General features: G+C 69.4%; 16 protein-coding genes, 1 tRNA gene and 1 pseudogene. 11 read left to right on the top strand and 7 right to left on the bottom strand.

Features of this window, described 5'->3' with window-relative positions; all coding sequences use genetic code 11:
* Together OV427_RS38120 and OV427_RS38115 are read right to left on the bottom strand one after the other, a co-directional pair.
* On the bottom strand, positions 1-1,428 hold the full coding sequence (locus tag OV427_RS38120) for a hemolysin family protein (protein ID WP_267861141.1): 1,428 nt from the start codon (positions 1,426-1,428) through the stop codon (positions 1-3).
* A gap of 9 nt (positions 1,429-1,437) precedes the next feature.
* Entirely contained in the window at positions 1,438-2,253 is an 816-nt protein-coding gene (locus OV427_RS38115) for a tetratricopeptide repeat protein (protein WP_163998505.1), read from the bottom strand.
* 62 nt (positions 2,254-2,315) lie between these two features.
* Between OV427_RS38115 and OV427_RS38110 the strand changes: the two genes are divergently transcribed.
* On the top strand, positions 2,316-3,545 hold the full coding sequence (locus tag OV427_RS38110; RefSeq protein WP_267861140.1) for a CapA family protein: 1,230 nt from the start codon (positions 2,316-2,318) through the stop codon (positions 3,543-3,545).
* Between the two features lie 8 nt (positions 3,546-3,553).
* Here OV427_RS38110 and OV427_RS38105 read toward each other — a convergent pair whose 3' ends face one another.
* Positions 3,554-3,676: a hypothetical protein gene (locus OV427_RS38105; protein WP_013941470.1), complete on the bottom strand. Its 123-nt coding sequence runs from the start codon at positions 3,674-3,676 to the stop codon at positions 3,554-3,556.
* Between the two features lie 156 nt (positions 3,677-3,832).
* On the opposite strand from OV427_RS38105, the gene prfA reads away from it, so the two are divergent.
* From prfA to OV427_RS38085, 4 genes are all read left to right on the top strand, one after another.
* Complete coding sequence (prfA, locus tag OV427_RS38100) at positions 3,833-4,927, top strand: peptide chain release factor 1 (protein WP_267861139.1); 1,095 nt, start codon at positions 3,833-3,835, stop codon at positions 4,925-4,927.
* Positions 4,924-5,805: a peptide chain release factor N(5)-glutamine methyltransferase gene (gene prmC / locus OV427_RS38095; protein WP_267861138.1), complete on the top strand. Its 882-nt coding sequence runs from the start codon at positions 4,924-4,926 to the stop codon at positions 5,803-5,805. Before prfA ends, prmC begins: the two co-directional genes overlap by 4 nt.
* 14 nt (positions 5,806-5,819) lie before the next feature.
* Positions 5,820-7,091 carry a UDP-N-acetylglucosamine 1-carboxyvinyltransferase gene (murA, locus tag OV427_RS38090; RefSeq protein WP_267861137.1) on the top strand — a complete coding sequence of 424 codons (1,272 nt, stop codon included), beginning with the start codon at positions 5,820-5,822 and terminating at the stop codon, positions 7,089-7,091.
* Positions 7,092-7,232: 141 nt separating this feature from the next.
* Positions 7,233-7,622, top strand: a complete 390-nt coding sequence (locus OV427_RS38085; protein ID WP_267861136.1) for a zf-TFIIB domain-containing protein — start codon at positions 7,233-7,235, stop codon at positions 7,620-7,622.
* A 58-nt stretch (positions 7,623-7,680) separates the two neighbouring features.
* Here OV427_RS38085 and OV427_RS38080 read toward each other — a convergent pair whose 3' ends face one another.
* Positions 7,681-8,520, bottom strand: a complete 840-nt coding sequence (locus OV427_RS38080; RefSeq protein ID WP_267861135.1) for a discoidin domain-containing protein — start codon at positions 8,518-8,520, stop codon at positions 7,681-7,683.
* A gap of 129 nt (positions 8,521-8,649) precedes the next feature.
* On the opposite strand from OV427_RS38080, the gene OV427_RS38075 reads away from it, so the two are divergent.
* Both OV427_RS38075 and OV427_RS38070 read left to right on the top strand, forming a co-directional pair.
* A complete protein-coding gene (locus OV427_RS38075; protein ID WP_267861134.1) occupies positions 8,650-10,623 on the top strand; it encodes an ABC transporter substrate-binding protein in 1,974 nt (657 codons plus the stop codon).
* Between the two features lie 59 nt (positions 10,624-10,682).
* Positions 10,683-10,755: transfer RNA gene (locus tag OV427_RS38070), tRNA-Gly, on the top strand.
* Between the two features lie 38 nt (positions 10,756-10,793).
* Here the strand turns inward: OV427_RS38070 and OV427_RS38065 are convergent.
* Positions 10,794-13,280 carry a WD40 repeat domain-containing protein gene (locus OV427_RS38065; protein ID WP_267861133.1) on the bottom strand — a complete coding sequence of 829 codons (2,487 nt, stop codon included), beginning with the start codon at positions 13,278-13,280 and terminating at the stop codon, positions 10,794-10,796.
* Between the two features lie 230 nt (positions 13,281-13,510).
* Here OV427_RS38065 and OV427_RS38060 point away from each other — a divergent pair, with 230 nt between their 5' ends.
* Positions 13,511-15,325: an Ig-like domain-containing protein gene (locus OV427_RS38060; RefSeq protein WP_267861132.1), complete on the top strand. Its 1,815-nt coding sequence runs from the start codon at positions 13,511-13,513 to the stop codon at positions 15,323-15,325.
* A 125-nt stretch (positions 15,326-15,450) separates the two neighbouring features.
* Here OV427_RS38060 and OV427_RS38055 read toward each other — a convergent pair whose 3' ends face one another.
* On the bottom strand, positions 15,451-16,848 hold the full coding sequence (locus OV427_RS38055; RefSeq protein ID WP_324290023.1) for a serine/threonine-protein kinase: 1,398 nt from the start codon (positions 16,846-16,848) through the stop codon (positions 15,451-15,453).
* 540 nt (positions 16,849-17,388) lie between these two features.
* On the opposite strand from OV427_RS38055, the gene OV427_RS38050 reads away from it, so the two are divergent.
* The 3 genes and pseudogenes from OV427_RS38050 (at position 17,389) to OV427_RS38040 (ending at position 19,390) form a co-directional block, all read left to right on the top strand.
* Entirely contained in the window at positions 17,389-18,780 is a 1,392-nt protein-coding gene (locus tag OV427_RS38050; RefSeq protein ID WP_267861131.1) for a C1 family peptidase, read from the top strand.
* Between the two features lie 26 nt (positions 18,781-18,806).
* Positions 18,807-18,917, top strand: a pseudogene (locus OV427_RS38045) (30S ribosomal protein S4); the annotation flags it as partial.
* 62 nt (positions 18,918-18,979) lie between these two features.
* Positions 18,980-19,390: a hypothetical protein gene (locus OV427_RS38040; RefSeq protein ID WP_267861130.1), complete on the top strand. Its 411-nt coding sequence runs from the start codon at positions 18,980-18,982 to the stop codon at positions 19,388-19,390.
* A gap of 14 nt (positions 19,391-19,404) precedes the next feature.
* On the opposite strand, the gene OV427_RS50895 is transcribed toward OV427_RS38040, so the two are convergent.
* Positions 19,405-22,005, bottom strand: a complete 2,601-nt coding sequence (locus tag OV427_RS50895) for a protein kinase domain-containing protein (protein WP_420718316.1) — start codon at positions 22,003-22,005, stop codon at positions 19,405-19,407.
* Between the last annotated feature and the right edge of the window lie 71 nt (positions 22,006-22,076).

The following is a 22,076-nucleotide window of genomic DNA, read 5'->3' as shown; positions in this document are numbered from 1 at the left end:
CTACGCCGACTCGTTCGAGGACGACGGCGGCGTCTCCCCCGGAGGCGCCGCCGCGGACTCCGAGGCCGGCGCGGACGCGGCATCCGCGGCCGTGCGCGGGCCCGGGGCGGCGCGGGACTGGGGCTCCACCGTCACCCGCACCACGCGCGGCCCGTCGACCTCCTCCACCAGCACCCGCCACATGTCGAGCTTCAGGGTGTCCCCCTTCTCCGGGACACGCCCCAGCCGCGCCATGAGGTAGCCGGCGATGGTGGTGACTTCGCCCTCTTCGTCCTCGTCGAGGTCGAAGTTGACGTCCAGCCGCTCCTCCAGATCATCCAGCTGCGTGGTGCCCGGCAGCTCGAAGCGGCCGCCCGGCAGCGAGCGCACCTCCTCCACGCGGCGGCCCAACTCCGCCACGTCGCCCACCACCTCGGCCACCACGTCGGCAATCGTCACCAGGCCGGACGTGCCGCCGTGCTCGTCCACCACCAGCGCCGTCTGGCGGCGGCGGCGGCGGAACTCGGCCAGCAGCTGCTCCAGCGTGGCGTTCTCCGGGATGAAGAGCACCGGCCGCTGCACCTGCGCCAGGCTGCGCAGCTCCCCGCGCGACAGCAGGAAGAAGAGGTCCTTCGCGTTGACCAGGCCCTCCACCTCGTCGAGGTTGCCCCGGCACACCGGCAGCCACGTGTGGCCCGCCGCGCGAGCGTCGGCGATGCACTTGTCCAGCGGCTCCTCCACGTCGAGGAACTTCACCTGGTTGCGCGGCACCATCACCTGCCGCGCCGTCTTCTGCGCCATCTCCAGCGCCCGCTCGAGCAGCTCCGCGCGCGCAGAGGTAATCGCCCCCGCCTGCGCCGAGCTGTGGAGGATGACGCGCAGCTCGTCCTCGCTGTGGGCGTCGTGTGACTCCTCGCCCACCGAGTGCAGGCCGAACAGGCGCAGCACCCACGCCGCCAGCCCGTTGAGCAGGACGATGGCCGGGTAGAAGACGAAGTAGAACACCCGCATCGGCAGCGCGACGGCGAGCGTGGTGGACTCGGCGCGCTGGATCGCCAGGCTCTTGGGCGCCAGCTCTCCGATGACGATGTGCAGGAAGGTGATGATGCTGAAGGCGATGACCACCGCCGCCGTGTGGGCCAACGTCGCGGCGGAGCCCTCCGGCACCAGCCTCACCAGCACCGGCTCCAGCAGCGCGGCGAAGGCCGGCTCACCCAGCCAGCCCAGCCCCAGCGACGCCAGGGTGATGCCGAACTGGGTCGCGGACAGGTACGCGTCCAGGTGGCTCACCATCTTCATCGCGGTGGCGGCGCCCGGCTGGCCCTCGTCCACCAGCGCCTGCAGGCGCGTGACGCGAATCTTCACGATGGCGAACTCGGTCGCCACGAAGAAGCCGTTGGCGAAGACCAGGAGGATCGCCAGTCCGAGGAACACCCATTCCATTCCCATGGCGGTGGCTCAGAACAGGGCTTCGAAGTCGGGGTCGCCCTTGAGGGCGTCGAACATGGGGTCCGTGGACAGCCACCCCATGACCTTGGGGCGGTCCGCCGCCAGCGACTTCTGGAGGTACTGCACGGCGTCCTTCGGCCGTCCCCAGAGCGCGAACAGCGCGGCCAGGTTGTAGTTGAGCAGCAGGTCCTCGGGGTTCAGCGCCCGGGCCCGCTCGTAGGCGCGCTCCGCTTCCGCGTAGAAGCCCTTCTGCGCGTAGCAGATGCCCAGATCCAACTGGGCCTCGAAGTTGTCCGGCTCCAGCCGCACCACTTCCTTCAGCTGCGTAATCGCGGAGCGGTAGTCGCCCTCGTCCATCATCAGCGCGGCCAGCTCGTGACGGGGGAAGGCGTCCTGCGGGTCCAGCTCGATGGCCGTCTGCAGCTCGCGCATGGCCTCTTCCACCCGCCCCTGGTCCGCATAGGTGAGGCCGAGGTTGAGGTGCGCGTCCGGATACTCCGGGTCCAGCTCGATGGCTTCCTTGTACTCCTCCACCGCCATCTCCCCGGCGTGGGTGGAGAGGAAGCAGGCCAGGTTGTAGTGCGCCGTGGCGCTCTCCGGCTCCAGCTTCAGGGCGGTGAGGTACTCGGTGAGCGCCTCGCGGAAGAGCTTCTTCTCCGCGTAGACGGTCGCCAGGTTGTCGTGCGCGTGGGCCGAGCTGGGGTCCAGATCGATGGCCTTCTTGAACTCCTTGATGGCCTCATCGAGCCAACCCCGGTCCGCCAGCTCGATTCCGCGAGTGTTGTGCTCGTCGGAGAGCGCGATGTTGTCCTTTTCCCGGGCCATGAGCGCGCGGGCAATCTACGCGCCGCGCAACGACAGGTGCAAGGTAGAGTTTCCCCGTGCCCATGCGCCACGCCGCCCTCCTGCTGCTCGTGTTCGCCGCCTGTCATCCGCGCCCCGCTCCCCCAGCGGAGCTCCCTCCGTCGCCGGGACCGGGCCAGACGGCCCCTCCAGAGCCGGACGCGGGCGTCGTCTCGCTCCCCGCCCCGCCGGACACGCTGGCCGGGGCAGCGGACGCCGGCCCGCCTGTCCAGCCCATTACTCTTGTGGTCGGTGGCGACGTGACACTGGGTCACAACCTCCAGACGTACTTCGACGACCAGGTGGCCAAGGGGCGCTCGCGCGAGGAGATGCTCGCGTACGGCTTCAAGGAGGTGAAGCCCCTGGGCGACGCGGCGGACCTCTTCGCCGTCAACCTGGAGTGCCCCTTCACCGAGGGCGGAGAGAAGCTGCCCAAGAACTTCAACTTCCGCGCGCGGCCGGAATTGGTGGGCGCGCTCCTGGCCGGCGGCGTGGACGTGGTCAGCCTCGCCAACAACCACATGATGGACTACGGCCCCCAGGGGCTGGTGGACACGCTGGTGACGCTGGAGACGGCGCGCATCCCCTACTTCGGCGCGGGGAGGACTCTCGCCGAGGCGCGCCGGCCCGCCATCCTCACCGTGGGCGGCCTGCGCGTGGCCTTCCTCGGCTACTTCTTCCTCGGCGAGCGCAACATCGAGCCGCCCGAGGTCTACGCCACCGAGACGACGCCGGGCGTGGCCGGGCACTTCTCCGACGTGGACGTCATGGAGCGGATGCTCCGCGAGGACATCCTCGCCGCGAAGCAGCAGGCGGACATCGTCCTGCCCTTCTTCCACTGGGGCCGCGAGGGCACCTACTCGCCGGAGCCGTACCAGGTGCGCCTGGCCCACGCGGCCATTGAAGCCGGCGCCAGCGGCGTGCTCGGCAGCCACCCGCACGTGCTCCAGTCCATGGAGCTGTTCCAGGGCGCGCCCGTCGTCTACTCGCTGGGCAACTTCGTCTTTGGTGGAAACTGGAACCCGCGCGACAAGCGCAGCGCGCTGTGGAAGGCCCGCTTCGGGCCCGGCGGTTACCTCTCCAGCGAGGTGCTGCCCCTGCGCTCCGACCGCTTCCCGGAGCTGCCCTTCCAGCCGGTGCCCGTCACGGGTGCCGAGGCGGAGGACGTCCTGCGACTGCTGGCCAGCTCCTCGGGCACCGTGGAGCGGATGCTGCCCGAACTGGAGCCGTGGGCCCGCCCGCCTCCCTCCCCCGAACCCCGAGGGAGGGAGTAGCCGGGCAACTAGACCTTGTTGTTGGACTGGCCCTTCTTGGCGCGGCTACGGCGGCGCTTCAGCTGGGCCTTCCGACCCTTGGCGCGGTTGGCGACCTTCTTCTTGGAACGATTTCCCTTCTGGGCGGGCATGTGGAAGGACTCCGTGTAGGTGATGTGAGACCGACCGCCAAAGGGCGGTGAGGGCGGCCCTTCTTTCATGCGACCGCCCAGGCAGCCAAGGAATTTCTTGACTCCGCCCACCCTTGCCAGAGGGCGGACAAAGGGGCAATACCCCCCGGAAGAACGATGATTGACAAACTCGAAGACGTCGAGCGCCGGTTCGAGCGCCTCACCGCCGACCTGTCGAACCCCGACGTGCTCGCCGACTCGGCGAGGCTCCAGAAGGTCTCCAAGGAGCGTGCGGGCCTGGAAAAGCTGGTGGACACCTTCCGCACCTACCGCAAGGTGCTGGCCGACCTGAACGAGGTCGAAGCCTGGCTCGGCAGCTCGGACCCGGACGAGAAGGCCTATGCCCGCGAGGCCCTGCCCGGCCTCAAGGAGCAGCGCGAGGAGCTGGAGTCCCAGCTCAAGCTCCTGCTGCTCCCCAAGGACCCCAACGACGAGAAGAACGTCATCCTCGAAATCCGCGCCGGCGCGGGTGGCGACGAGGCGTCCCTCTTCGCGGAGGAGGTCATGCAGATGTACCTCCGCTACGCGGACCGGCGGGGTTGGAAGTCGGACATCATCGACATGAGCGCGGGCAACGCCGGTGGCATCAAGGACGCCACGGTGACGCTGTCCGGGGACGCCGTGTTCAGCAGCCTGAAGTACGAGTCCGGCGTGCACCGCGTGCAGCGCGTGCCCGCCACCGAGACGCAGGGCCGCATCCACACCTCCACGATTACGGTGGCCGTCATGCCGGAAGCCGAGGAGGTGGACGTGAAGCTCAACGAGGCGGACATCGACCGGCAGGCGATGCGCTCCACCGGCGCCGGTGGCCAGAGCGTCAACACGACGGACTCCGCGGTGCGCCTCACCCACCGGCCCACGGGCATCGTGGTGAAGTGCCAGCAGGAGAAGAGCCAGCTCAAGAACTACAACATGGCGCTGCGCATGCTCCGCGCGAAAATCTACGAGATGGAGCAGGAGCGCCTGCGCGCCGAGCGCGACTCCACGCGCCGCTCGCAGGTGGGCACCGGCGACCGCAGCGAGAAGATTCGCACCTACAACTTCCCGCAGGACCGGCTGACGGACCACCGCATCGGGCTCACCGTGCACAACCTGCCGGGCATCATGGCGGGCGGGATTGAAGACGTCATCACCGCCTGCCGGACCTACTACCAGGCCGAGGCGCTCAAGGCGCAGACCGGCGGCTCGCGGCCCGCCTCTCCCGACGCATGAGCAGCGAGACCTGGACCATCCGCAGGGTCCTCACCTGGACGACGCAGCACTTCGAGAAGCGGCAGGTGGACAGCCCCCGGCTCACCGCCGAGGTGCTGCTGTCGCACGTGCTCAAGGTGGGCCGCGTCCGGCTCTACGTGGACCTGGACCGGCCCCTCTCCAAGGAGGAGCTGGGCACCTTCCGCGCGCTGATTGAGCGGCGCCTGGGCGGCGAGCCCACGCAGTACCTCACCGGCGTGCGCGAGTTCTACAACCGCACCTTCAAGGTGGACGCGCGGGTGCTGATTCCCAGGCCGGAGACGGAGCTCCTCGTCGAAGCGGCGCTGCGCATGCTGCCGAAGGACGCGCCGTCGCGGGCGCTGGACGTGTGCACGGGCTCGGGCTGCATCGCCATCAGCCTCGCGGCCGAGCGCCCGCAGGCCACGGTGGTGGCCACGGATTTGTCCCCGGACGCGTGCGCGCTGGCGAAGGAGAACGCGGAGGCCCTCAAGGTGGCCGACAGGGTGACGGTGCTGCAGGGGGACCTGTTCTCCCCGGTGCCGCCGGACGCGCGCTTCCGGGTGGTGGTCTCCAACCCGCCCTACATCGACACCGCGGAAATCGCGACGCTGTCCGCCGAGGTGCGCCGCGAGCCGAAGCTGGCGCTGGACGGCGGGCCGGACGGGCTCGTCGCCATCCGCCGGGTGGTGACGGGTGCGCGGCGCTTCCTGGAGCCTGGCGGGCTCCTTGCAATGGAGATTGGCGAGACTCAGGGCCCCGCCGTCCTGGAGCTCCTGCGGGCCGCGGGGTACGCGGATGCGCGCGTGGAGAAGGACCTGGAGCGGCGGGAGCGCATGGCTTTTGGGACACAGCCCGTGGCTGACGGGCCACAGGGCTGAAGAAGCAGGGAACCATGGACAAGATCGTAATGAAGGGTGGCGCGGAGCTGCACGGTGAGGTGCAGGCCTCGGGCGCGAAGAACGCGGCGCTGCCCATCCTGGCCTCCGCGCTGCTGGCGGATGGCACCTCCACCTACCGGAACGTCCCGGACCTGGCGGACGTCGGCACCATGCTCAAGGTGCTGCGGACCATGGGCTGCGACGCGGAGCGGCTCACCGCCCGCAAGAAGGACGTCTGCCAGGTGGGCGTCAACGGCCACATCCACCCGGAAGCGCCGTACGACCTGGTGAAGACGATGCGCGCCAGCGTGCTGGTGCTGGGCCCGCTCGTCGCCCGCTTCGGCCGGGCGCGCGTGTCCATGCCGGGCGGGTGCGCCATCGGCGCGCGGCCCATCGACCAGCACCTCAAGGGGCTCAAGGCCCTGGGCGCGGACATCCACCTGACGGAAGGCTACGTGGAGGCCCGGGCGAAGCAGCTCAAGGGCGGCACCGTCAACTTCGACGTCATCACCGTCACCGGCACGGAGAACGTGCTGATGGCGGCGGTGCTCGCGAAGGGCCGCACCGTCATGGAGAACTGCGCCCGCGAGCCCGAAATCGAGGAACTGGCCCGCGTCCTCAACAAGATGGGCGCCCGCATCGAGGGCGCCGGCACCTCCGTCATCACCGTCGAGGGCGTGGAGGGCCTCAAGCCCGTGGAGCACGCCATCCTCCCGGACCGCATCGAAGCGGGCACCCTGCTCGTCGCGGCGGCCATCTCCGGCGGCAACGTGCTGGTGAAGCACGCGGTCCCCGAGCACCTGGAGGCCGTGGTGGACAAGCTGCGCGAGGCGGGCTGCACCCTCACCGCCGAGGGCGGCGGCCTGCGCTGCAAGGCCCCCCGCACGCTCACCGCGGTGAACATCAACACCACCGAGCACCCGGGCTTCCCCACCGACATGCAGGCCCAGCTCATGGCCCTCATGTCCGTCAGCCAGGGAACGTCCGTCATCAGCGAAAACATCTTCGAGAACCGCTTCATGCACGTCCCGGAGCTGCACCGGCTGGGGGCGGACATCACCATCCAGGGACACACCGCGGTGGTGAAGGGGGTGAAGGGGCTGAGCGGGGCGCCCGTCATGGCCACGGACTTGAGGGCGAGCGCGTCCCTCATCCTCGCGGGCCTGCGGGCCGAGGGGCGCACGGACGTCAGCCGCGTGTACCACCTGGACCGTGGCTACGAGCGCCTGGAGCGCAAGCTGCGAAGCCTGGGCGCGGACATCCGGCGGGTGAAGGCGAAGGCGTAAGGGACTAGGGGGAGGGGCGCAGAGACGGCGCGTTGCCAACAGAAGCGGCAACGTGGGTTGCATCCGAATTTTCGCACGACCTATCATTCTCCGAACCACTGGGGAGCATCCCTCCCCCCCTGCAGGAGAATGAACGGCCCCATGGATTGCCCCAGCTGCAACGTCGAGATGGCAGATCTCGAGGGGGATGATCTGACGTTGCGAAAGTGTGGAGACTGCGGCGGTCTCTGGATCGACGTCGCGGACCTCAACCGGGTCCTGCTCCACAACAACCTCCCCGGGCTGGAGAGCCAGGGCGGCAAGGTGGATGCGCAGGCACTGACAGGTCAGTGCCCCGAGTGCCAGGTGGACCTCGTCCGCGTGGACGGTGGCGACCGCCAGCATCCGCTTCACTACGACACATGTGAATCCTGCGGAGGCATCTTCCTGGAGTCGGAGTTCCAGGACGCCACCGACGTGAAGATCGCGGTGGAGGAAATCATCGCCTTCTTCCGCCACTTCAGCTCGAAGAAGAAGCTGGCGGCCCTCTAGGCGCCCGGCTCCTCCCGGAGCCCGGGCCGGGTGGCGCTCGCCGCCGCCCCGCCACGGCTCAGGGCCTGCCGCGGAACTCGCGGCCCCACCCTTCCGCCAGGGGCCCCTCCACTTCGAGCGAGGCCTCGGGCACCCGTACGCCCTCCTCCCCACCCTTCTGGAGGCGGGCCGTCACCCTTCCGCGCTTCGGCACCTCCAGGGACAGTCGGTTTCCGGACAGCGTGTACGTCCCGGTGACGGACGTGGGGCCGCCGCCCTCCAGGGGCTCGCGGGTGAAGCGGAACGTGCCGTCCATGTAGAAGGACAGGAAGCTCTCGGGCGCGCCCTCCAGGCCGCCGAACCAGGTGCCCAACAGCGGCGCCAGGCGCGCGTCGTACTTCAGGCGCGGGGCGAGCCACAGCCCGTTGAGGGCCTTGCCGCCCGAGTAGAAGACCAGGTCGGTGATGCAGACGGGGGCCGCGTCGTCGGTGCCGGGGAAGCGGTCCACGACTTCCAGGATGAAGCGCGCGCCGCTCAGGGGCTGGCTGAGCGTCACCGCCTGCAGGCCCCGCTTGTCCTCCACCTTGAGGCCGCGGGAGGCATCCACGCTGGTGAGGGTGAACTTCCTCGCGCGGGCGCGGGCCTTGAATGCGGCCCGGTCCGTGCCGTCCCCCGTGTACACGCGTACCTCGTCCACGGTGACGGCGTCCTTGAAGCCGATGGTGATGGGGGACGGGGCGTCGCCGGTGGAGCACCACGCGGTGGTGTCCCGGCCGTCGAGGAGGTTCAGGGGACTGTAGTGCTGGGGCTGGCCCTTGCGCTCCAGCCAGTCGGAGGTCTCCACGTAGCCCGGGGGGACGTTGGAGGCGGCGGAGGCGCTGGTGGCGAGCAGGAGGGGGGCGAGGAGCAGGCTTCGCATGGGCGTGCATCTTTGATCGCCGGGCGAGGGGGCTCCAATCGCGGATGAAAGCACCGGCGCGGATGTTGGGGCGCTTGACACCGGGTCGCCGCGAGGAAGGATGACGGCCTGTTTCCGGAGGAGACCGTGATGCGACGTTGGGGGTGGGGCTGTGTGCTGGCGGCGATGCTGGTTGCCTGCAAGGAGGACAAGACGCCGGCAGTCTCGGACGCGGGCCCGGTGGAGACGGGGCCCTCCGCCCTCACGGAGAAGGAGCCCAACGAGCGGCCGGACCAGGCGCTCACGCTCACCCGGGACAGCACGGTGACGGCGGACCTGGCCGCGCAGCCGAACAAGGCGGACGAGGACTGGTACCGCCTGGCGCCTCCCGCGGCCCGGGTGGCGGACGTCACCGTGTCCGGGCTGCCCGGCGGTGACATCACCCTGGAGGTATACGACAGGGACCGCAACCGGCTGGCCGCCATCAACAGCGAGGGCGAGGGCAAGCCGGAGCGCTACCCCAACCTCTACGTGGAGGGCGAGCGCTGGGTGCGCGTGGTGCCCGCGCGCAAGGGCGTGGGCGGCGCCTACACCCTCGACGTGCGGATGCGCGCCCCCAACGACGGCGAGGAGCGCGAGCCCAATGACAGGGCCGTGGACGCGGCCCCCCTGCCCCTGGGCCAGACGGTGACGGCCTTCCTGGGCCACGCCGGGGACGAGGACTGGTACCGCATCGAACTGCCCGAGCCCGCCGCCCCCGCCGGTGGCACCGCTCCAGGCTCCGAGGGCACGGCGCCCGCGCCCGAGGGGGCTCCCGCTCCCGGCACGGAAGGCGCCCCCGCTCCGGGCTCCGGCGGCGCCACACCGCCTCCGGGTGGCGAGGGAGCCGCCGCGCAGGAAGTCCCCCCGCCCTCCTCCGAGGGCACCTTCGCCGGGGGCGAGCCGCCTCCGCCCGCTCCGGCCGCCGAGGGCCAGCCTACGCCGGGCGAGGTGGGCGGCATGGCGGCGGCCCAGGCCGCGACGCAGGCGCAGGACGCCGGGACGGCGGCGCCAGCGGTGCCGCCCGAGCCTCCGTCGGTGGCGCTGAAGATTGATTTGTCCGGGGTGGAGGGCGTGCGGCCGGAGCTGTCCGTGCTGTCGGCGGCGGAAGCGCCGCTGTTCACCCTGCGGGGCAAGGAGGGCGAGGCGCTGTCCCTGCGCAACATCGGCGTGCGAGCCACGGACCGCGTCGTCTACGTGGTGGTGAAGGGAGGCTGGACGGGCACGGGCAAGGAGACCCGCCGCACCTTCAGCGCCACCGCGCCGTACACGCTCACGGTGACGCAGGAGGAGGCCGGGGCCAACGCGGAGCTGGAGCCCAACGACGAGCTCTACAAGGCCACGCCGCTGACGGCCGGGGGCTACCGCGAGGGCTTCCTCTCGCCGAAGGGAGACCTGGACCACTTCGTGCTCAAGACGGCCGAGCCGGTGCTGGCCAGGGTGGAGCTGTCCGGCGTGGAGCGGCTGGACCTGGTGCTGTCCATGGTGGAGCCGCCGCAGGGCGACGGGGAGAAGGAGACGGTGCTCCTGCGCGTCAACGACGGCGAGGTGAAGGAGCCCGAGCGCCTCAACAACGTGGCGTGCAGCGGCACCTGCTACTTCCGGGTGGAGGGCGCGTCGCGCAAGGTGGACGGCAAGTGGGTGAAGGACTTCGAGAACGCCGAGCAGCCCTACCGCATCAGCCTCACCACGGTGGCGGACAACGGCGGTGAGGAGCGCGAGCCCAACAACACCGCGGACCGGGGACAGGAGCTGACGCCGGGCAAGGCGGTGCGCGGCACGGTGTACCCGGTGAAGGACACGGACTTCTACCGGCTGGACCTGTCCGACCGGCCGGTGCGCACGCCCATCAAGGCCACCCTGCTGGGCATCCTCAAGGTGGACGTGGGGCTGTACCTGCACCGGGTGCAGCCGGACGGGAAGCTGACGCTCGTGCAGACGGCCGACCGCGCCAAGGGCGACCAGCCGGAGAGCATCCGCTACAGCGCCGAGCCGGGCGTCTACGTCTTCGAGGTGCGCGACGCGAAGAACCGCGAGGCCAACTTCCAGGACGCCTATCAGCTCACTGTCGAGGAGGGGGAGTAGCCCGACACTTCCCGTTGACAAGGCACGGGAGGGCCCCTACTTTGGCTCTCGCTTCGCCCGCGGTGGTAGCTCAGTTGGTAGAGCACGAGCTTCCCAAGCTCGGGGTCGAGGGTTCGAATCCCTTCCGCCGCTCACTCATAAAGGCCGGTAGTTCTTGAGGAAACTCGGGACTACCGGCCTTCGTGTTTCCGGGCCGGGTCGTGGAGCTTCAGGACGTACAGGAGGTCCTGCTCGGTCCGCCCACGTCCCAGGACCAGTCCGTCCCGCAGGATGAGGGTTTCCTCCATCGTGTCGTGGAAGTGGGCCCAGGGCGCGAGCTCCAGCCGCCGGTGGAACGCGACGGGGTCGTCTCCCAGCGTCTCCCAGTACCGTCGGCGCACGACGTCCTCGGGTGTCGCGCCCCCGTTCAGCGCGATGTGCTGCACGCCCGTTTCGAGGTCGAAGATGCGCGTGCGCATGTCGTTGGCCTGCGTGACGATGACTCCGTCGCCCACGGCCACCGAGAAGGCCAGGGATGCGTGGGGGAGGTCATGCAACAGCCCGCCCGTGCGCGTATCGAAGACACGCACCCGATTGTCCAGGCAACACGCCGCCAGGATTGCGCCGTTCGCGGAGAGGCCCAGTCCGATGACCGGCGACTCCGAGACGTGGAGCGTCCGGTGGGAGCCCGCAGGCAGGTCGAAGAGCAGGAGGTCTCCGGAGCCTTGTCCCACGGCGATGCAGGGCGCCTGTTCCGCCGCGGCATAGGGCAGCGCGGGGTGCATGCGCGTCCGGGTGTCGATGGCCACCGTCCCGCTTCGCAGCTCATGCAGCAACATGCGCGAGCTGCTTTCGTAGGTCGACACGACGAAGGCGCCATCCGGCGTGAAGTCCACCATCGCCGCGGGCTCGCGTGGGCTTCGGAGCGTGTGGAGCAGGACCCCGTCGGAGACGCGCCAGACATGAACCGCGCCTTTCAGGAGGGCCGCGGCGAGGAGTTGTCCATCGGGAGAGAAGGCCATGGGCAACGTGCTCGTGATGCCGCCCTTGTCTGCGGGGGGGATGTCCTTCGGCGGAGCCGACAGGACGCGCACGGGCTCGCGGCTTCGCGCGTCGATGAGCTGGATGCCCGGCCGGTAGGGCCGCTCGCCCAGATGCATCAGGGGACACGCCAGGATGGCGCCATCCGGGCTGAGCCGCCATGGCTGCAAAGGGGCTTCCCGGTAGTCGGGCGGGAGGGTGTCCGCATGCCCCGCTGAATCGATGCTCCATGTCGCCTGCTTCAGCCGTGCGACGCCCCGCGCCCCTTCGGCGTGCCCCCACAGGTTCCTCACGCGGTCCTGCTCGGCCAGCAGCGTGGGGACGGGGGCCGCGTCCACGTCGCCGACGAGCAGCCTTCCGTCAGCCGCGGTCAGGGCGAAGCGCTTCCCAGCGGGATGAAAAGCCGCGCCGCGCTCGAATCCGTCACTCAGATAGGGGCGGGTCGCGAGCACATCGCCGCTTCGGGCGTCCAGGACTTCCGCGCGGTTGAAGGTGAGTGCACCCAGCCGCGAGTTGCCAATCCAGGAGATGTGCGAGTAGCGGGCGTGTCCGCCCTCGCCAGGCACGCGCTTCCAACCCCGTGTCTCCACGCGGACGATGCCGTCCAGGTCGCTCAGCGCGAGCCATTCCCCGTCCGGACTGAAGGCCACCGAGGACACGCTGGTCTGGGCGGGGATTCGGGCCACCTGCGCGCCGGTCTCCAGGTCCCAGATGCGTGTGGTGTTGTCCGATGCCCCCGAGGCCAGCCAGCGGCCCGACGGATGGAAGGCCACGCTCAGCACCGACTGCTCGTGGCCCTTGATTGTGCGGACCTGCTGGCCGGTGGCCACGTCGAATAGCCGGACGAGCCACCCGAGGTTCGCGGCGGCGAGCCACCTGCCGTCGGGGCTGAATGCCACCGAGGTCACCTGGCCCTCCTGGCCCGTCATCGCGTGCAGGAGGGCGCCCGTTTCGACATCCCAGATGCGCGCGTCGTGGTCGCGGGAGCCAGACGCCAGCCGCGTGCCATCCGGGCTCCACGCGACGCTCCGCACCTCGCCCTCATGTCCCGCCATCGTCTGGATGCGCGTCCCCGTGGCCACGTCCCAGACGTGCACGTTCCGCTCGTCCTCCCACGTCCCCGTCGCCAGCCACGCCCCGGAGGGGCTGTAGGCGGTGCACAGCACCTGGGCGCTGTGCGAGAAGAACTGGTCGTTGCCCTCCAGCGGCCCGGGGATTGGACGCAGGGACTCCACCCACGCCGCATCCCCCCGGGCCTCCCATTGCCGGCGCCAGTGGTTCGCGAGCTGCCACACATGGGCCTGCGGGTCGCTCCAGGGGCCCCTGTCGCCGGAGACGAAATGCTCCGCGGCATCGGGCGCATCGAACCAGCGTAGGCGGTTGTAGAGGCACTGGAAGAGTGACTCCGGGTGCGCGCGCAGGAACTCCGCGTCGAGCGAGAGGGCTCGCTGAATGACGCGAACCGTCCTGGCACCCACCCGGGGGCCCGTCTCCTGTTGCGGGAGGGCGTCGGAGGGCGTCCGTGACAGCAACTGGCCGAGGGCGGCCTGGAGCGCGTCCAGCCCCTGCTCCTTCAAAAGCCGCTCGAGGGTGGAGAAGTCAGCGAGGGAGGCGAGGGTCAGGGAGTCGTCGGTCATGAGCGGCGTGTCGGGTGCGAGGCTACCCGGTACACGTCCACGGTGCGATGCGGAACCGCGCCCCCTTGAAGTGCAGGGCATTGTCGAGGACAGGCCCCCGCCCTTCCTCCGGCGAGAGAGGAGCAGGAGCCCCAGCAGTGAAGACCTGGGCTGGGTGTGGAGTGTCCCATCCCGGCGGCCCCGCGTGTCCAAGGAAAGTCTCGCGCCACTTCCGCCACGAAAGACTCCGCATGTCCTCCCACGCGCTGTCACGCCCCTGGATGCCCCTGCTGCTCTGCACGGCCCTGGGGCTCACCGCCTGTGACTCACTGAAGTCCGCGCCGGACGCGCCGGACGCGCCGGCGGAGCTGCCCCCCGAGCTCGGCGTCACCGTGCGGGCGACAGGGCCGGCGTTCTGCGGAGAGGGAAGTACGTGGACACTCACCGTCGCCGTCTCGGGCGGCACGCCAAAGAAGGTGGAGCTCGTCACGAACGGGAGCAGCGTCACGACGCTCGCCAGCCCATATGTCCACACCGTCAACTGTGCCACCCATGCCGAGGGCGGCTTCACCTTCGTCGCGCGGGCCACGGCGGGAGGCCGGAGCTTCGACAGCCCGAGCGCGTCGGTCGTCGTGGACCGACAGCAGCCGAGGGTCGCGTCCTGGCGGCCAGGGCATTCCCTTCCCACCGCGGACACACCGGTGGAGATCGTCTTCTCCGAGCCGCTCCTGCCCGAATCGCTCCAGGCCTCGCCCACCGTGCTGCGGGATGGCGACGGCATCCCGGTCGAGCACCAGGCGGTGCTCAGCGAGGACGGGAAGGTCCTCCGGCTGGTGCCGACGGCGCCTCTGCGTCCACCGGTGACGCTGCACGCCGAGCTGTCCCAACGGGACATGACGGACCGGGCCGGCAACCTGCTCGAATGGGACCTCTCCAGCTTCGAGCGGGAGCTCAGCTACTGGCCCTTCGCTCGGGCGGTGCCCTCGATGAGCGAGACGCCCACCGTCGCCTCATGCTGCGCCTTCGCCCTGCAGGCGTCTCCACGGGAGGTGCCGTTCGTCGCATTTATCGAGGAGGGGGGCCGTGACGGAATCGACGAGCCAGGCGTCGCGCGCTGGAATGGCGAGGCGTGGGAGCGCCTACCCGCACCTCGCGAGCCGGAGGCGCGGACGCGCAAGGCCCTCAATCCCCAGCTCATGAGCTCCCCCGAGGGCAACCTGGTGCTTGCCTGGGGCGAGCAGGATGACCTCTTCGGCCTCATGGATATCCACGTGATGCGGTACGACGGCACGTCGTGGACCCGCCTGGGCGAGCCGCAGGACACCGGGTCCTCCAGTTCCGCCCGGTTCCGGATGGCACTGGCCCCGGATGGACATCCCGTCCTCGTCTACCAGATGCGCTTCGAGCAGGAACTCGGGGTCGTCCGCTGGAACGGCACGGCCTGGGAGAGCCTGGGGTATCTCCTCACCGCCAATCCAGAGGGCAATACCCTCGCGGCGTTCCCGGCCATCGCCGTGGATGCCAGCCGCGTGGTCGTGGCCTGGTCCGAGAAGCCCGTGGACCAGGCCCTCCCGCACGTCTTCGTGATGGAGTTCCGAGATGGACGCGGGTCTCCCCTGGGAAGGCCGCTCCTCGCCACGGAGGGTGGAAACGCGACGGACGTCGCCATCGCGCTGGACGGGGTCGCCGGGCCGGCCGTCGCCTGGACGGAAAGACTGTCGTCGGGCGGCAGCCTCATCTTCGTCTCACGGTGGAAGGACGACGGCCTGTCGTACAACGACTGGGGGCCGCCGGAGCAGGTCCATGAAGAGACCCCGTTCTACGGGCCCTCCAACGTGAGGCTCGTCATGGATGCCAACCATGAGCCCTGGGTAGCCTGGGAGCGCTGGGGCAGTACCCCTCCCCTCAATCGGGAGAGTGTGTTCCGCAGGTACCGCGCCACGGAGTGGGAACCGTTGCAACTCATTGCCGGCTCGTCGCTCCATGAGTTCTGGCTGGACGCGCACGGTGTCCCCTGGGCAGCCGTGGAGAGCGGATCGGACGCAACCCTCGTGCGGCCGCAGTAGCGCGACCCTCAGGCCTCTACCTGGGCGCCCACCGTCCAGCCCGCATCTCACAAACGACGTGCGCAAAGAAAGACAATCATCCAACGGTCATTGGCTCCGCTGGCTTCGGCTTTCCGCACCTCGCGCTATGGGCAGTCGTTTCCGACGTGCTCCGCGGGACCCGAGGTGGGCGGACGCGGTTTCGGAAATGCGGGGCCGTAACAAGCCCCCTTATGCACGTAATTGCTGTAGTCCTCGTCGCAATCCTTCACGTCGACTTCCAGCTTCAGCCAGCACCCTCCATGGATGGGAACCTGCCCCCTGCCGGGACAGCGGCCCGTTGCGTCCGGCCGCGCCTGTCCTGGAAGCGGCCTGGGGGGCACGTCCACCGCGATGGTCGACCACGCGGAAGGCGCCCGCACCAGCGGCACCGGGGCCGTCAACGCGGTGTCTCCGACCGCCACGGTGCCGGCATCCTTTGCCTCCTCGGGCGCTGACGCGTGTCGCGGCTCGGGCTCTTCTCCGGGCTGCACGCTCAGCATCATCCCCCAGGCTGCCAACGCCACGGCTCCTCCCAGGCTGGCCGCCGCGAGCCAGGAGCGATTGAGACGCCCTGGCGCCCGTTGCACGACGTGCCTGGGGACGGCCCATACATCCTTGGACCAGGCCTCCTCCCTCGCGAAGAGAGGCACCTCCGCCTCCGGCCCCGCCTTCCTCGCGGCCCGCTCCAAAGCCTCGGCCAGCTCGCGGGCACTGCCACGCGCCTCGGGCCGCACCGAGAGCATCCGCGACACCAGCTCGCTCAGCTCCGCGCAGCAGCGGACGTTGACGACTCGTGCGGGCCGTGGGCCCGCCCCCTCCGGGCTCCAGACGTGGGAGTCCTTGTCCAGCGGCGACACCGAGGGAGGGTATTCGCCAGTCACCAGCCGGTATGCAGTCACCCCCAATGCGAAGACATCATCCGCCGGCCCGGGCGCGTAGGCAGGGGTCGACTCGAGGATGGGGAGCCGCACGGAGCGCAAGGCCTCCGGCGAGCGGTAGGGCGGAGTCCCGGGCGGAAACGGCGGCGACGTCAGTGGGATGGCACCCGCGTAGTGTCCGCAACCGAAGTCGGTGAGGAAGACCTGGCCATCCGTGGCGCTCACGAGGACGTTGTCACCCTTCACGTCTCTGTGGACGCCTTCAACGGCATGAGTGGCCGCCAGGGCCCGCGCGAGGCGGGCGAAGGTGTGGAGCACCTGGCGGGAGGTGGGGCTCACCACCTGGGCCCATTCGTACAGGGACAGGCCCTCGACCCACTCCATCGCGAGCCAGGGATGGAGGAGGCCCCACGGCGATTGCCAGCTCCCACTGCCAATGAGGCGCGGGACGCTCGGGTGGTGGAGGCGGGAGAGCAGCTCCACTTCTCGTGCGAAGCGCTCATCTCCGGGGCGCAGGGCCAGCTTGAGGGCGACGGGTCCGGGGCTCCCCTCAACGCCGAAGGCGCGGTAGACGGCGCCGTAGGCCCCATAGCCCCGCCGCTCCATCACGCGCCAGGGCCCCACCCTCGTCCCCGACGGGAGGCATGACGGATTCAGGTGGCCAGGCTGCATGGGTGCCCCACGAGAGGATTCGCTGCGCTCGCGGCAAGCCTACCCTCCGCATTGGCCCGTGTCAGCGCAATCCCCAGGGTGGGGCGTCGCTTCCATGCGCCGACGACGGGACTCTTCGCGCCATGCGGAAATCACCGTGGGGTGCCGGGAACGGACAGCCGGGTCCATGCCACGGTCATCTCCCCTACCCCGCGCTCGCTTCAAGCAGCGTTCCGTCGCAGCGGCTCCTCGGGCAGCGAGACGGGCTCGCGTGGCGGCCCGAAGCCAGCTCCAGGGAGCGTTCGCGGGGCCAATGCGGCAGCACGCACAACAGCTCTCTCGGGTGGGCCTTGAGTTGAGGCAATGCCACCGCGCGGTGGCAATGCAAATGGAAGCATGGAGTGCATCGCGCCCCACCTCCCCTCGCCCCGGGCAACGCGGCATAGTGGCACCTGGAGCCGCCACGACGCAGCGCCCGACCTCTTCACTCATTGGTGGCTGGCGAGGGAAAGCATGTCATTCATCATCCAACGCGGAGATGGCTCGGAGCGACGTGTCTCGGGCTACAAGTTCGCGGCGCCCAAGCCGGGGACGAAGAAGTATGGCGGTGAGCGCCTCGGCAATCGCGCCCTCCCGCCCAAGGTGGACCTCCGCCCGTACCTGACCACCATCGAGAACCAGGGCGGGACCAACAGCTGCGTCGCCAACGCGGTGGCGGGGGCATACGAGTACCTCGTCAAGCGCCACCTCGAGGAGGACGCGTACGACGTCAGCCGCCTGTTCATCTACTACAACGCCCGCTCCGTCGAGGGCGACGACATCGAGGACGAGGGCTCCGTCATCGGCAACGCCATCGCGGGCCTGAAGGAGCACGGCGCGTGCTCGGAGGAGACCTGGCCCTTCGACGAGGAGTCCGTCAACGAGGAGCCCAGCGAGGAGGCCTACGCGGAGGCCCGGCAGTTCGTCATCGAGGACACCGAGCAGGTGCCCACGAACCTCGAGGCTTGGAAGCGCTGCCTCGCCGAGGGCTACCCCATCATCTTCGGCATCTCGCTCTACCAGTCCTTCGACGCGCAGCGACAGAAGGGACTGGTGCCCATGCCCACGGACAAAGAGTCCGCGCGAGGCTCGCACGGGGGCCACGCGATGCTGTGCGTGGGCTACTCGGACGCGGACAAGGTCTTCATCGTCCGCAACTCGTGGGGCACCGAGTGGGGCGACAACGGCTACTGCTACATCCCCTATCGCTACCTCGTCAGCGAAAAGCACAACGGCGGCGACTCGTGGATCATCCGCCGGTTCGAGATGATCGAGGTGGACGAGGACACCTGGGGCGACGACTCGCCCGTCATCGAGGAGCTCTCCCACGAACTCGCGGACATGGACGAGGAGGCCTACCAGGCGCTGCTCGATGCAATGGGCGACGTTCCCCTGGAGACCCGGCTCGGCGTGCTCTTCATCCAGGCCGCGGGCGTCGACGGGGATGTCTCAGACGAGGAACTCGCGGGCATTGCCGAGTACCTGGGTGAGGTGCTCGAGGCCATGGGCCTGCGCCTCGAACCCCAAAAGGTCCTCAAGTACTGCCTCAGGCACATCAAGAACGAGAACCTGCTCGCGGAGACCGTCGAGCTGCTCGGCAATCACCTCTCCAAGGCGGCACTCGCCGGAATCGTCGCCCGGCTCGAGGAGGTCGTGAGCGCCGATGACCTCTCAGAAGAAGAGGAGAGCTTTCTCGATGAGCTCATCGAGCACTGGCAGGTCGCCGAGGACGGAGACGAAGGCGAGGACGAAGAGGAGGACGGGGACGAAGAGGAGGACGAAGACGAGGACGAGGACGAAGAGGAGGACGAAGACGAGGACGAAGACGAAGAGGAGGACGAGGACGAAGACGAGGACAACCGCTGAGCTGGCGCGCTCCGGGGTCGGGGTGGGTGCTCGGAGAGGGCGAGGGCCTGAAGTACGTGCGCCTGCCGGAGCGAGAGGAAATCCCCGTCGACGTGAACGAGCCGTTCATCGTCGAGTTCTACGCGCAGCGCGGCTAGCGGATAGGACGAATAGGAGGCCTGTTGGGGGTGAGGGCTGGAGGTCAGGCAGGTGTACCCTCGTGAATGCCATGCCCTCCGCGGAGAAGCAGAGACTCATTGACCGCGCTCGCGCCATCCTCCTGGAGCAACTGCGCCTTCACGAAGCGCGGGGACGCAGGAAGGACGAGCCGCGCAGCAGCTACGACGAACTCGACGACGCGGTCCGAGGTGCACTTGCTGGAGATGTCGGCACGGTCACCACGCTGCGTCGCGTCTTCGACGAGTGGGGCTTCGCGATGACGAACTCGCTCAACGAGTGTGGGGTGGCCTCGCTGGGACTCGCGTTGCTTGGAGATCGCCAGTCCATCCAGCGCATTCGCGGGGTGAGCCCGATCAACCTGAACCGTGAGGCGAAGCCGCTGGCCCTTGCAATCCTCGATGCCGGGGAGTCGCAGGACGAGTCCCCGGGCAGCGACCTGCCCGAGGACTGAGATGCCGTGAGATACTACGGCTGCCCTGTTCGTGGCGTCTGCTTCTGCGCATCATGTTCCGCGAGCAACTTGCGGACACGGTCAACCCGGCGGTCGTCCGGGTGATGCTGCACGAAGAGCCGGTAGTTCTCCGCGGCGGGCTCGTTGTACCCGAGCCGGGTCTGCGCCGTTGCCAGATGGAGGAGGCAACTGGCGTGAAGGGGTTCGAGGTCCAGGCACTGTCTGGCCAGCTGGGTGGCCTTGACGTAGTCCCGCTCTCGGATGGCCCTGGAGGTGTTCCGCGCCAGTTCCTCGGGCTCCGAGCTGGGGGGCCAGTCTCCCTTCGCCCTGCCCGCCCTCCGGATCTGGAGCTCCGCCCTGCCCTGGTTGTCGGAGGGGTCATCGTCAACGAAGCCGCACCTGAGCGCCTCGACTCCCTCGACACGCACTTCCCTGTCCCGCTCCACGAGGAACGCCACGGGCCAGCCCTCGGCAGGTACTCCCGCCGGCGTGGAGGGGCGCCACTGGACACAGGCGACCCTGCGCGCGGGGCCTCGGGACAGGCCATGAATGAACGCCCCCGTGCCAGCGGACGTCAGCGTCAGGGAATACGCGTCCCAGCGGTTCAAGCCCTCTATCAGCGCCGCCCTGTCCACGGAGGCCACTTTCGACTCCGGGTGGAAGACCAACCGCTTCGCGGGGCCCACCTGCACACTCGAGAGCTGGAGGGTCCGCTGTGGCGTCCGGCCCCTGGGCGGCGAGCCCAGCGTGAAGAAGGAGATGGCCGACGCGCCCTGGAAGTCCTGGCCGTCCCGGGTGACTTCTCCCAGGGTGGTCTCTCCGACCACCGAGGACCCCAGGAGCAGGAAGAGAAGGGGCGGCTGATTCGACGGAGTCGGTGCCTTGACGCTCTCCGGCTCCGGAGGAGGCACGTCGGAGAGTTCCGCGACTCGATAGGTCCTGCCAGCGGACAGTCCCGGGAAGGCGACGAGCTTTCGATTCAGCACGATGACGTGCCGCTTCGCGTCCAACCAGATGGAGGACGGGGCGACGACCTCTGGCACCAGCGCCCCATCGATGCCGGCGTCGGTTGCACCGCTCGGAGCGAGCGCCAGGGCCTGCTCCGAAAGCGAGTCGATTCCTCCATCCACCGAGGAGGCCTCCGTCCCCGGCGCGCGAGCCGCGGCCTCCGGTGATTCGGCGACCCCGGAATCCGCCAGGAGCGCCGCACTCGAGGCGGGGAGCAACGCTCCATTCGTGGGGACCCTGGTTTCCCCCTCCTCCGACCCGGGCCCGCCCTGCCCCCCCAGGCCCGCGCGGAGGGCGTCTCCCATTGGCGCGCCGGGCGTGGGAGACGCCGTCATCCCTGGCCCGCCCAGGGGCTGGAGCGGCGACAGGTCCTTCGACACGGCTTTCGGAGAGGACGTCAGGAACAGGGCCGCCGCCCCCAGGGCGAGGACCGCGCCCGCGCCGATGCCCATGGTGGCGAGGGAGACGCGCGACGAGCGGCCGGGCGCCACCGCGGGCTCGGGCGCGGCGGCGTCTGCCGTCGCCTTCCGGCGCATGGGGCGCACGACGGTGACGGCTCCGCTGTTCGAAGGCGGAGCGGGCACCAGGGCATCGTTGGTGCGCCACACGGCCAGCTCCTCGAGGAAGGCGGGTGGCACCGCGAGCTGTCGTCCGTCATTGGCCAGCTCCTTCCGGAACAACTCACGGACGAGGTACGCCACGTTCATGGACGAGAACCGGGGCGCGAAGCGGTTGAGGAACGAGGCCAGGGCGTCGCCGAAGGCGTGGCTGGACTCGAAGCGCATGTCGAGGTTCACCGACAGCGCGCGCATGACGATTTCGTCCAGCTCCTCGGGCAGGTCCTTGCGCACCTGCCGGGGGGATGGGAACTCACCGGTGGACAGCCGCGTCATCGCCGTCAACTGCGTGTACTGCTCCCCGGACACGGGCAACTGCCCGCAGAGCAGCTCGTAGAGCACCACGCCGGTGGCCCACACGTCGGTGCGCGCATCCACGTCCTCGCCCCGCGCCTGTTCCGGCGAGAAGAAGAGGTACTTGCCCTTCACCACTCCGGGCTCGGTAAAGAAGTTGCGCAGGGAGCGCGCCTTGGCGATGCCGAAGTCGACAATCTTGACCTGGCTCTCGTAGCTGATGAGCACGTTGTCCGGGGAGATGTCCCGGTGGACGATGCCCAGCGGCACGCCCTTCTCATCGGCGCGGGTGTGGGCGTAGTGCAGCCCCCGGCACATCTCCAGGGCGATGAAGGTCGCCAGGGGAATGGGCAGGGCCCGCAGTCCCGTCTTCGCCGCACGCGTCAGGATGCGGTGGAGCGGCTGGCCGTCCACGAACTCCATGGCCAGGAAGTAATCGCCGTCCACCTTCCCGAAGTCGAAGACCTGGGCCACGTTGCCATGCGACAGCGTGGCGGAGATGCGCGCCTCGCTGATGAACATGGAGATGAAGGCCTCGTCGCCAGCGAACTCCGGCAGCACCTTCTTGATGAGGACGGGCTTGGTGACGCCGGCATCGCCCACCAGGCGAGCACGCCACGTCTCCGCCATTCCTCCCCGACCGAGCCACGACACCAGCTCGTATCGGCCGAACCTGTCTCCGGGTTGCAAGTCCATTCCGGCCCGTACGCTACCGCCCCGGTGGGGGGGTTGCTAAGCCCCCACCCGCAAAGCGCCCTTGGTGTCAT

Origin of the sequence: Pyxidicoccus sp. MSG2 (assembly GCF_026626705.1) — a bacterium.
Classification (GTDB): Bacteria; Myxococcota; Myxococcia; order Myxococcales; family Myxococcaceae; genus Myxococcus.
Note: the sequence above shows the minus strand (reverse complement) of the source record. Positions and strands in the feature narration are given on the sequence as shown.

What these genes read in the sequence shown, in the direction of transcription:
- OV427_RS38120 (WP_267861141.1), bottom strand. Translation starts at nt 1,428, where the DNA reads ATGGGAATGGAATGGGTGTTCCTCGGACTGGCGATCCTCCTGGTCTTC.
- OV427_RS38115 (WP_163998505.1), bottom strand. Translation starts at nt 2,253, where the DNA reads ATGGCCCGGGAAAAGGACAACATCGCGCTCTCCGACGAGCACAACACT.
- OV427_RS38110 (WP_267861140.1), top strand. Translation starts at nt 2,316, where the DNA reads ATGCGCCACGCCGCCCTCCTGCTGCTCGTGTTCGCCGCCTGTCATCCG.
- OV427_RS38105 (WP_013941470.1), bottom strand. Translation starts at nt 3,676, where the DNA reads ATGCCCGCCCAGAAGGGAAATCGTTCCAAGAAGAAGGTCGCCAACCGC.
- prfA (WP_267861139.1), top strand. Translation starts at nt 3,833, where the DNA reads ATGATTGACAAACTCGAAGACGTCGAGCGCCGGTTCGAGCGCCTCACC.
- prmC (WP_267861138.1), top strand. Translation starts at nt 4,924, where the DNA reads ATGAGCAGCGAGACCTGGACCATCCGCAGGGTCCTCACCTGGACGACG.
- murA (WP_267861137.1), top strand. Translation starts at nt 5,820, where the DNA reads ATGGACAAGATCGTAATGAAGGGTGGCGCGGAGCTGCACGGTGAGGTG.
- OV427_RS38085 (WP_267861136.1), top strand. Translation starts at nt 7,233, where the DNA reads ATGGATTGCCCCAGCTGCAACGTCGAGATGGCAGATCTCGAGGGGGAT.
- OV427_RS38080 (WP_267861135.1), bottom strand. Translation starts at nt 8,520, where the DNA reads ATGCGAAGCCTGCTCCTCGCCCCCCTCCTGCTCGCCACCAGCGCCTCC.
- OV427_RS38075 (WP_267861134.1), top strand. Translation starts at nt 8,650, where the DNA reads ATGCGACGTTGGGGGTGGGGCTGTGTGCTGGCGGCGATGCTGGTTGCC.
- OV427_RS38065 (WP_267861133.1), bottom strand. Translation starts at nt 13,280, where the DNA reads ATGACCGACGACTCCCTGACCCTCGCCTCCCTCGCTGACTTCTCCACC.
- OV427_RS38060 (WP_267861132.1), top strand. Translation starts at nt 13,511, where the DNA reads ATGTCCTCCCACGCGCTGTCACGCCCCTGGATGCCCCTGCTGCTCTGC.
- OV427_RS38050 (WP_267861131.1), top strand. Translation starts at nt 17,389, where the DNA reads ATGTCATTCATCATCCAACGCGGAGATGGCTCGGAGCGACGTGTCTCG.
- OV427_RS50895 (WP_420718316.1), bottom strand. Translation starts at nt 22,005, where the DNA reads ATGGACTTGCAACCCGGAGACAGGTTCGGCCGATACGAGCTGGTGTCG.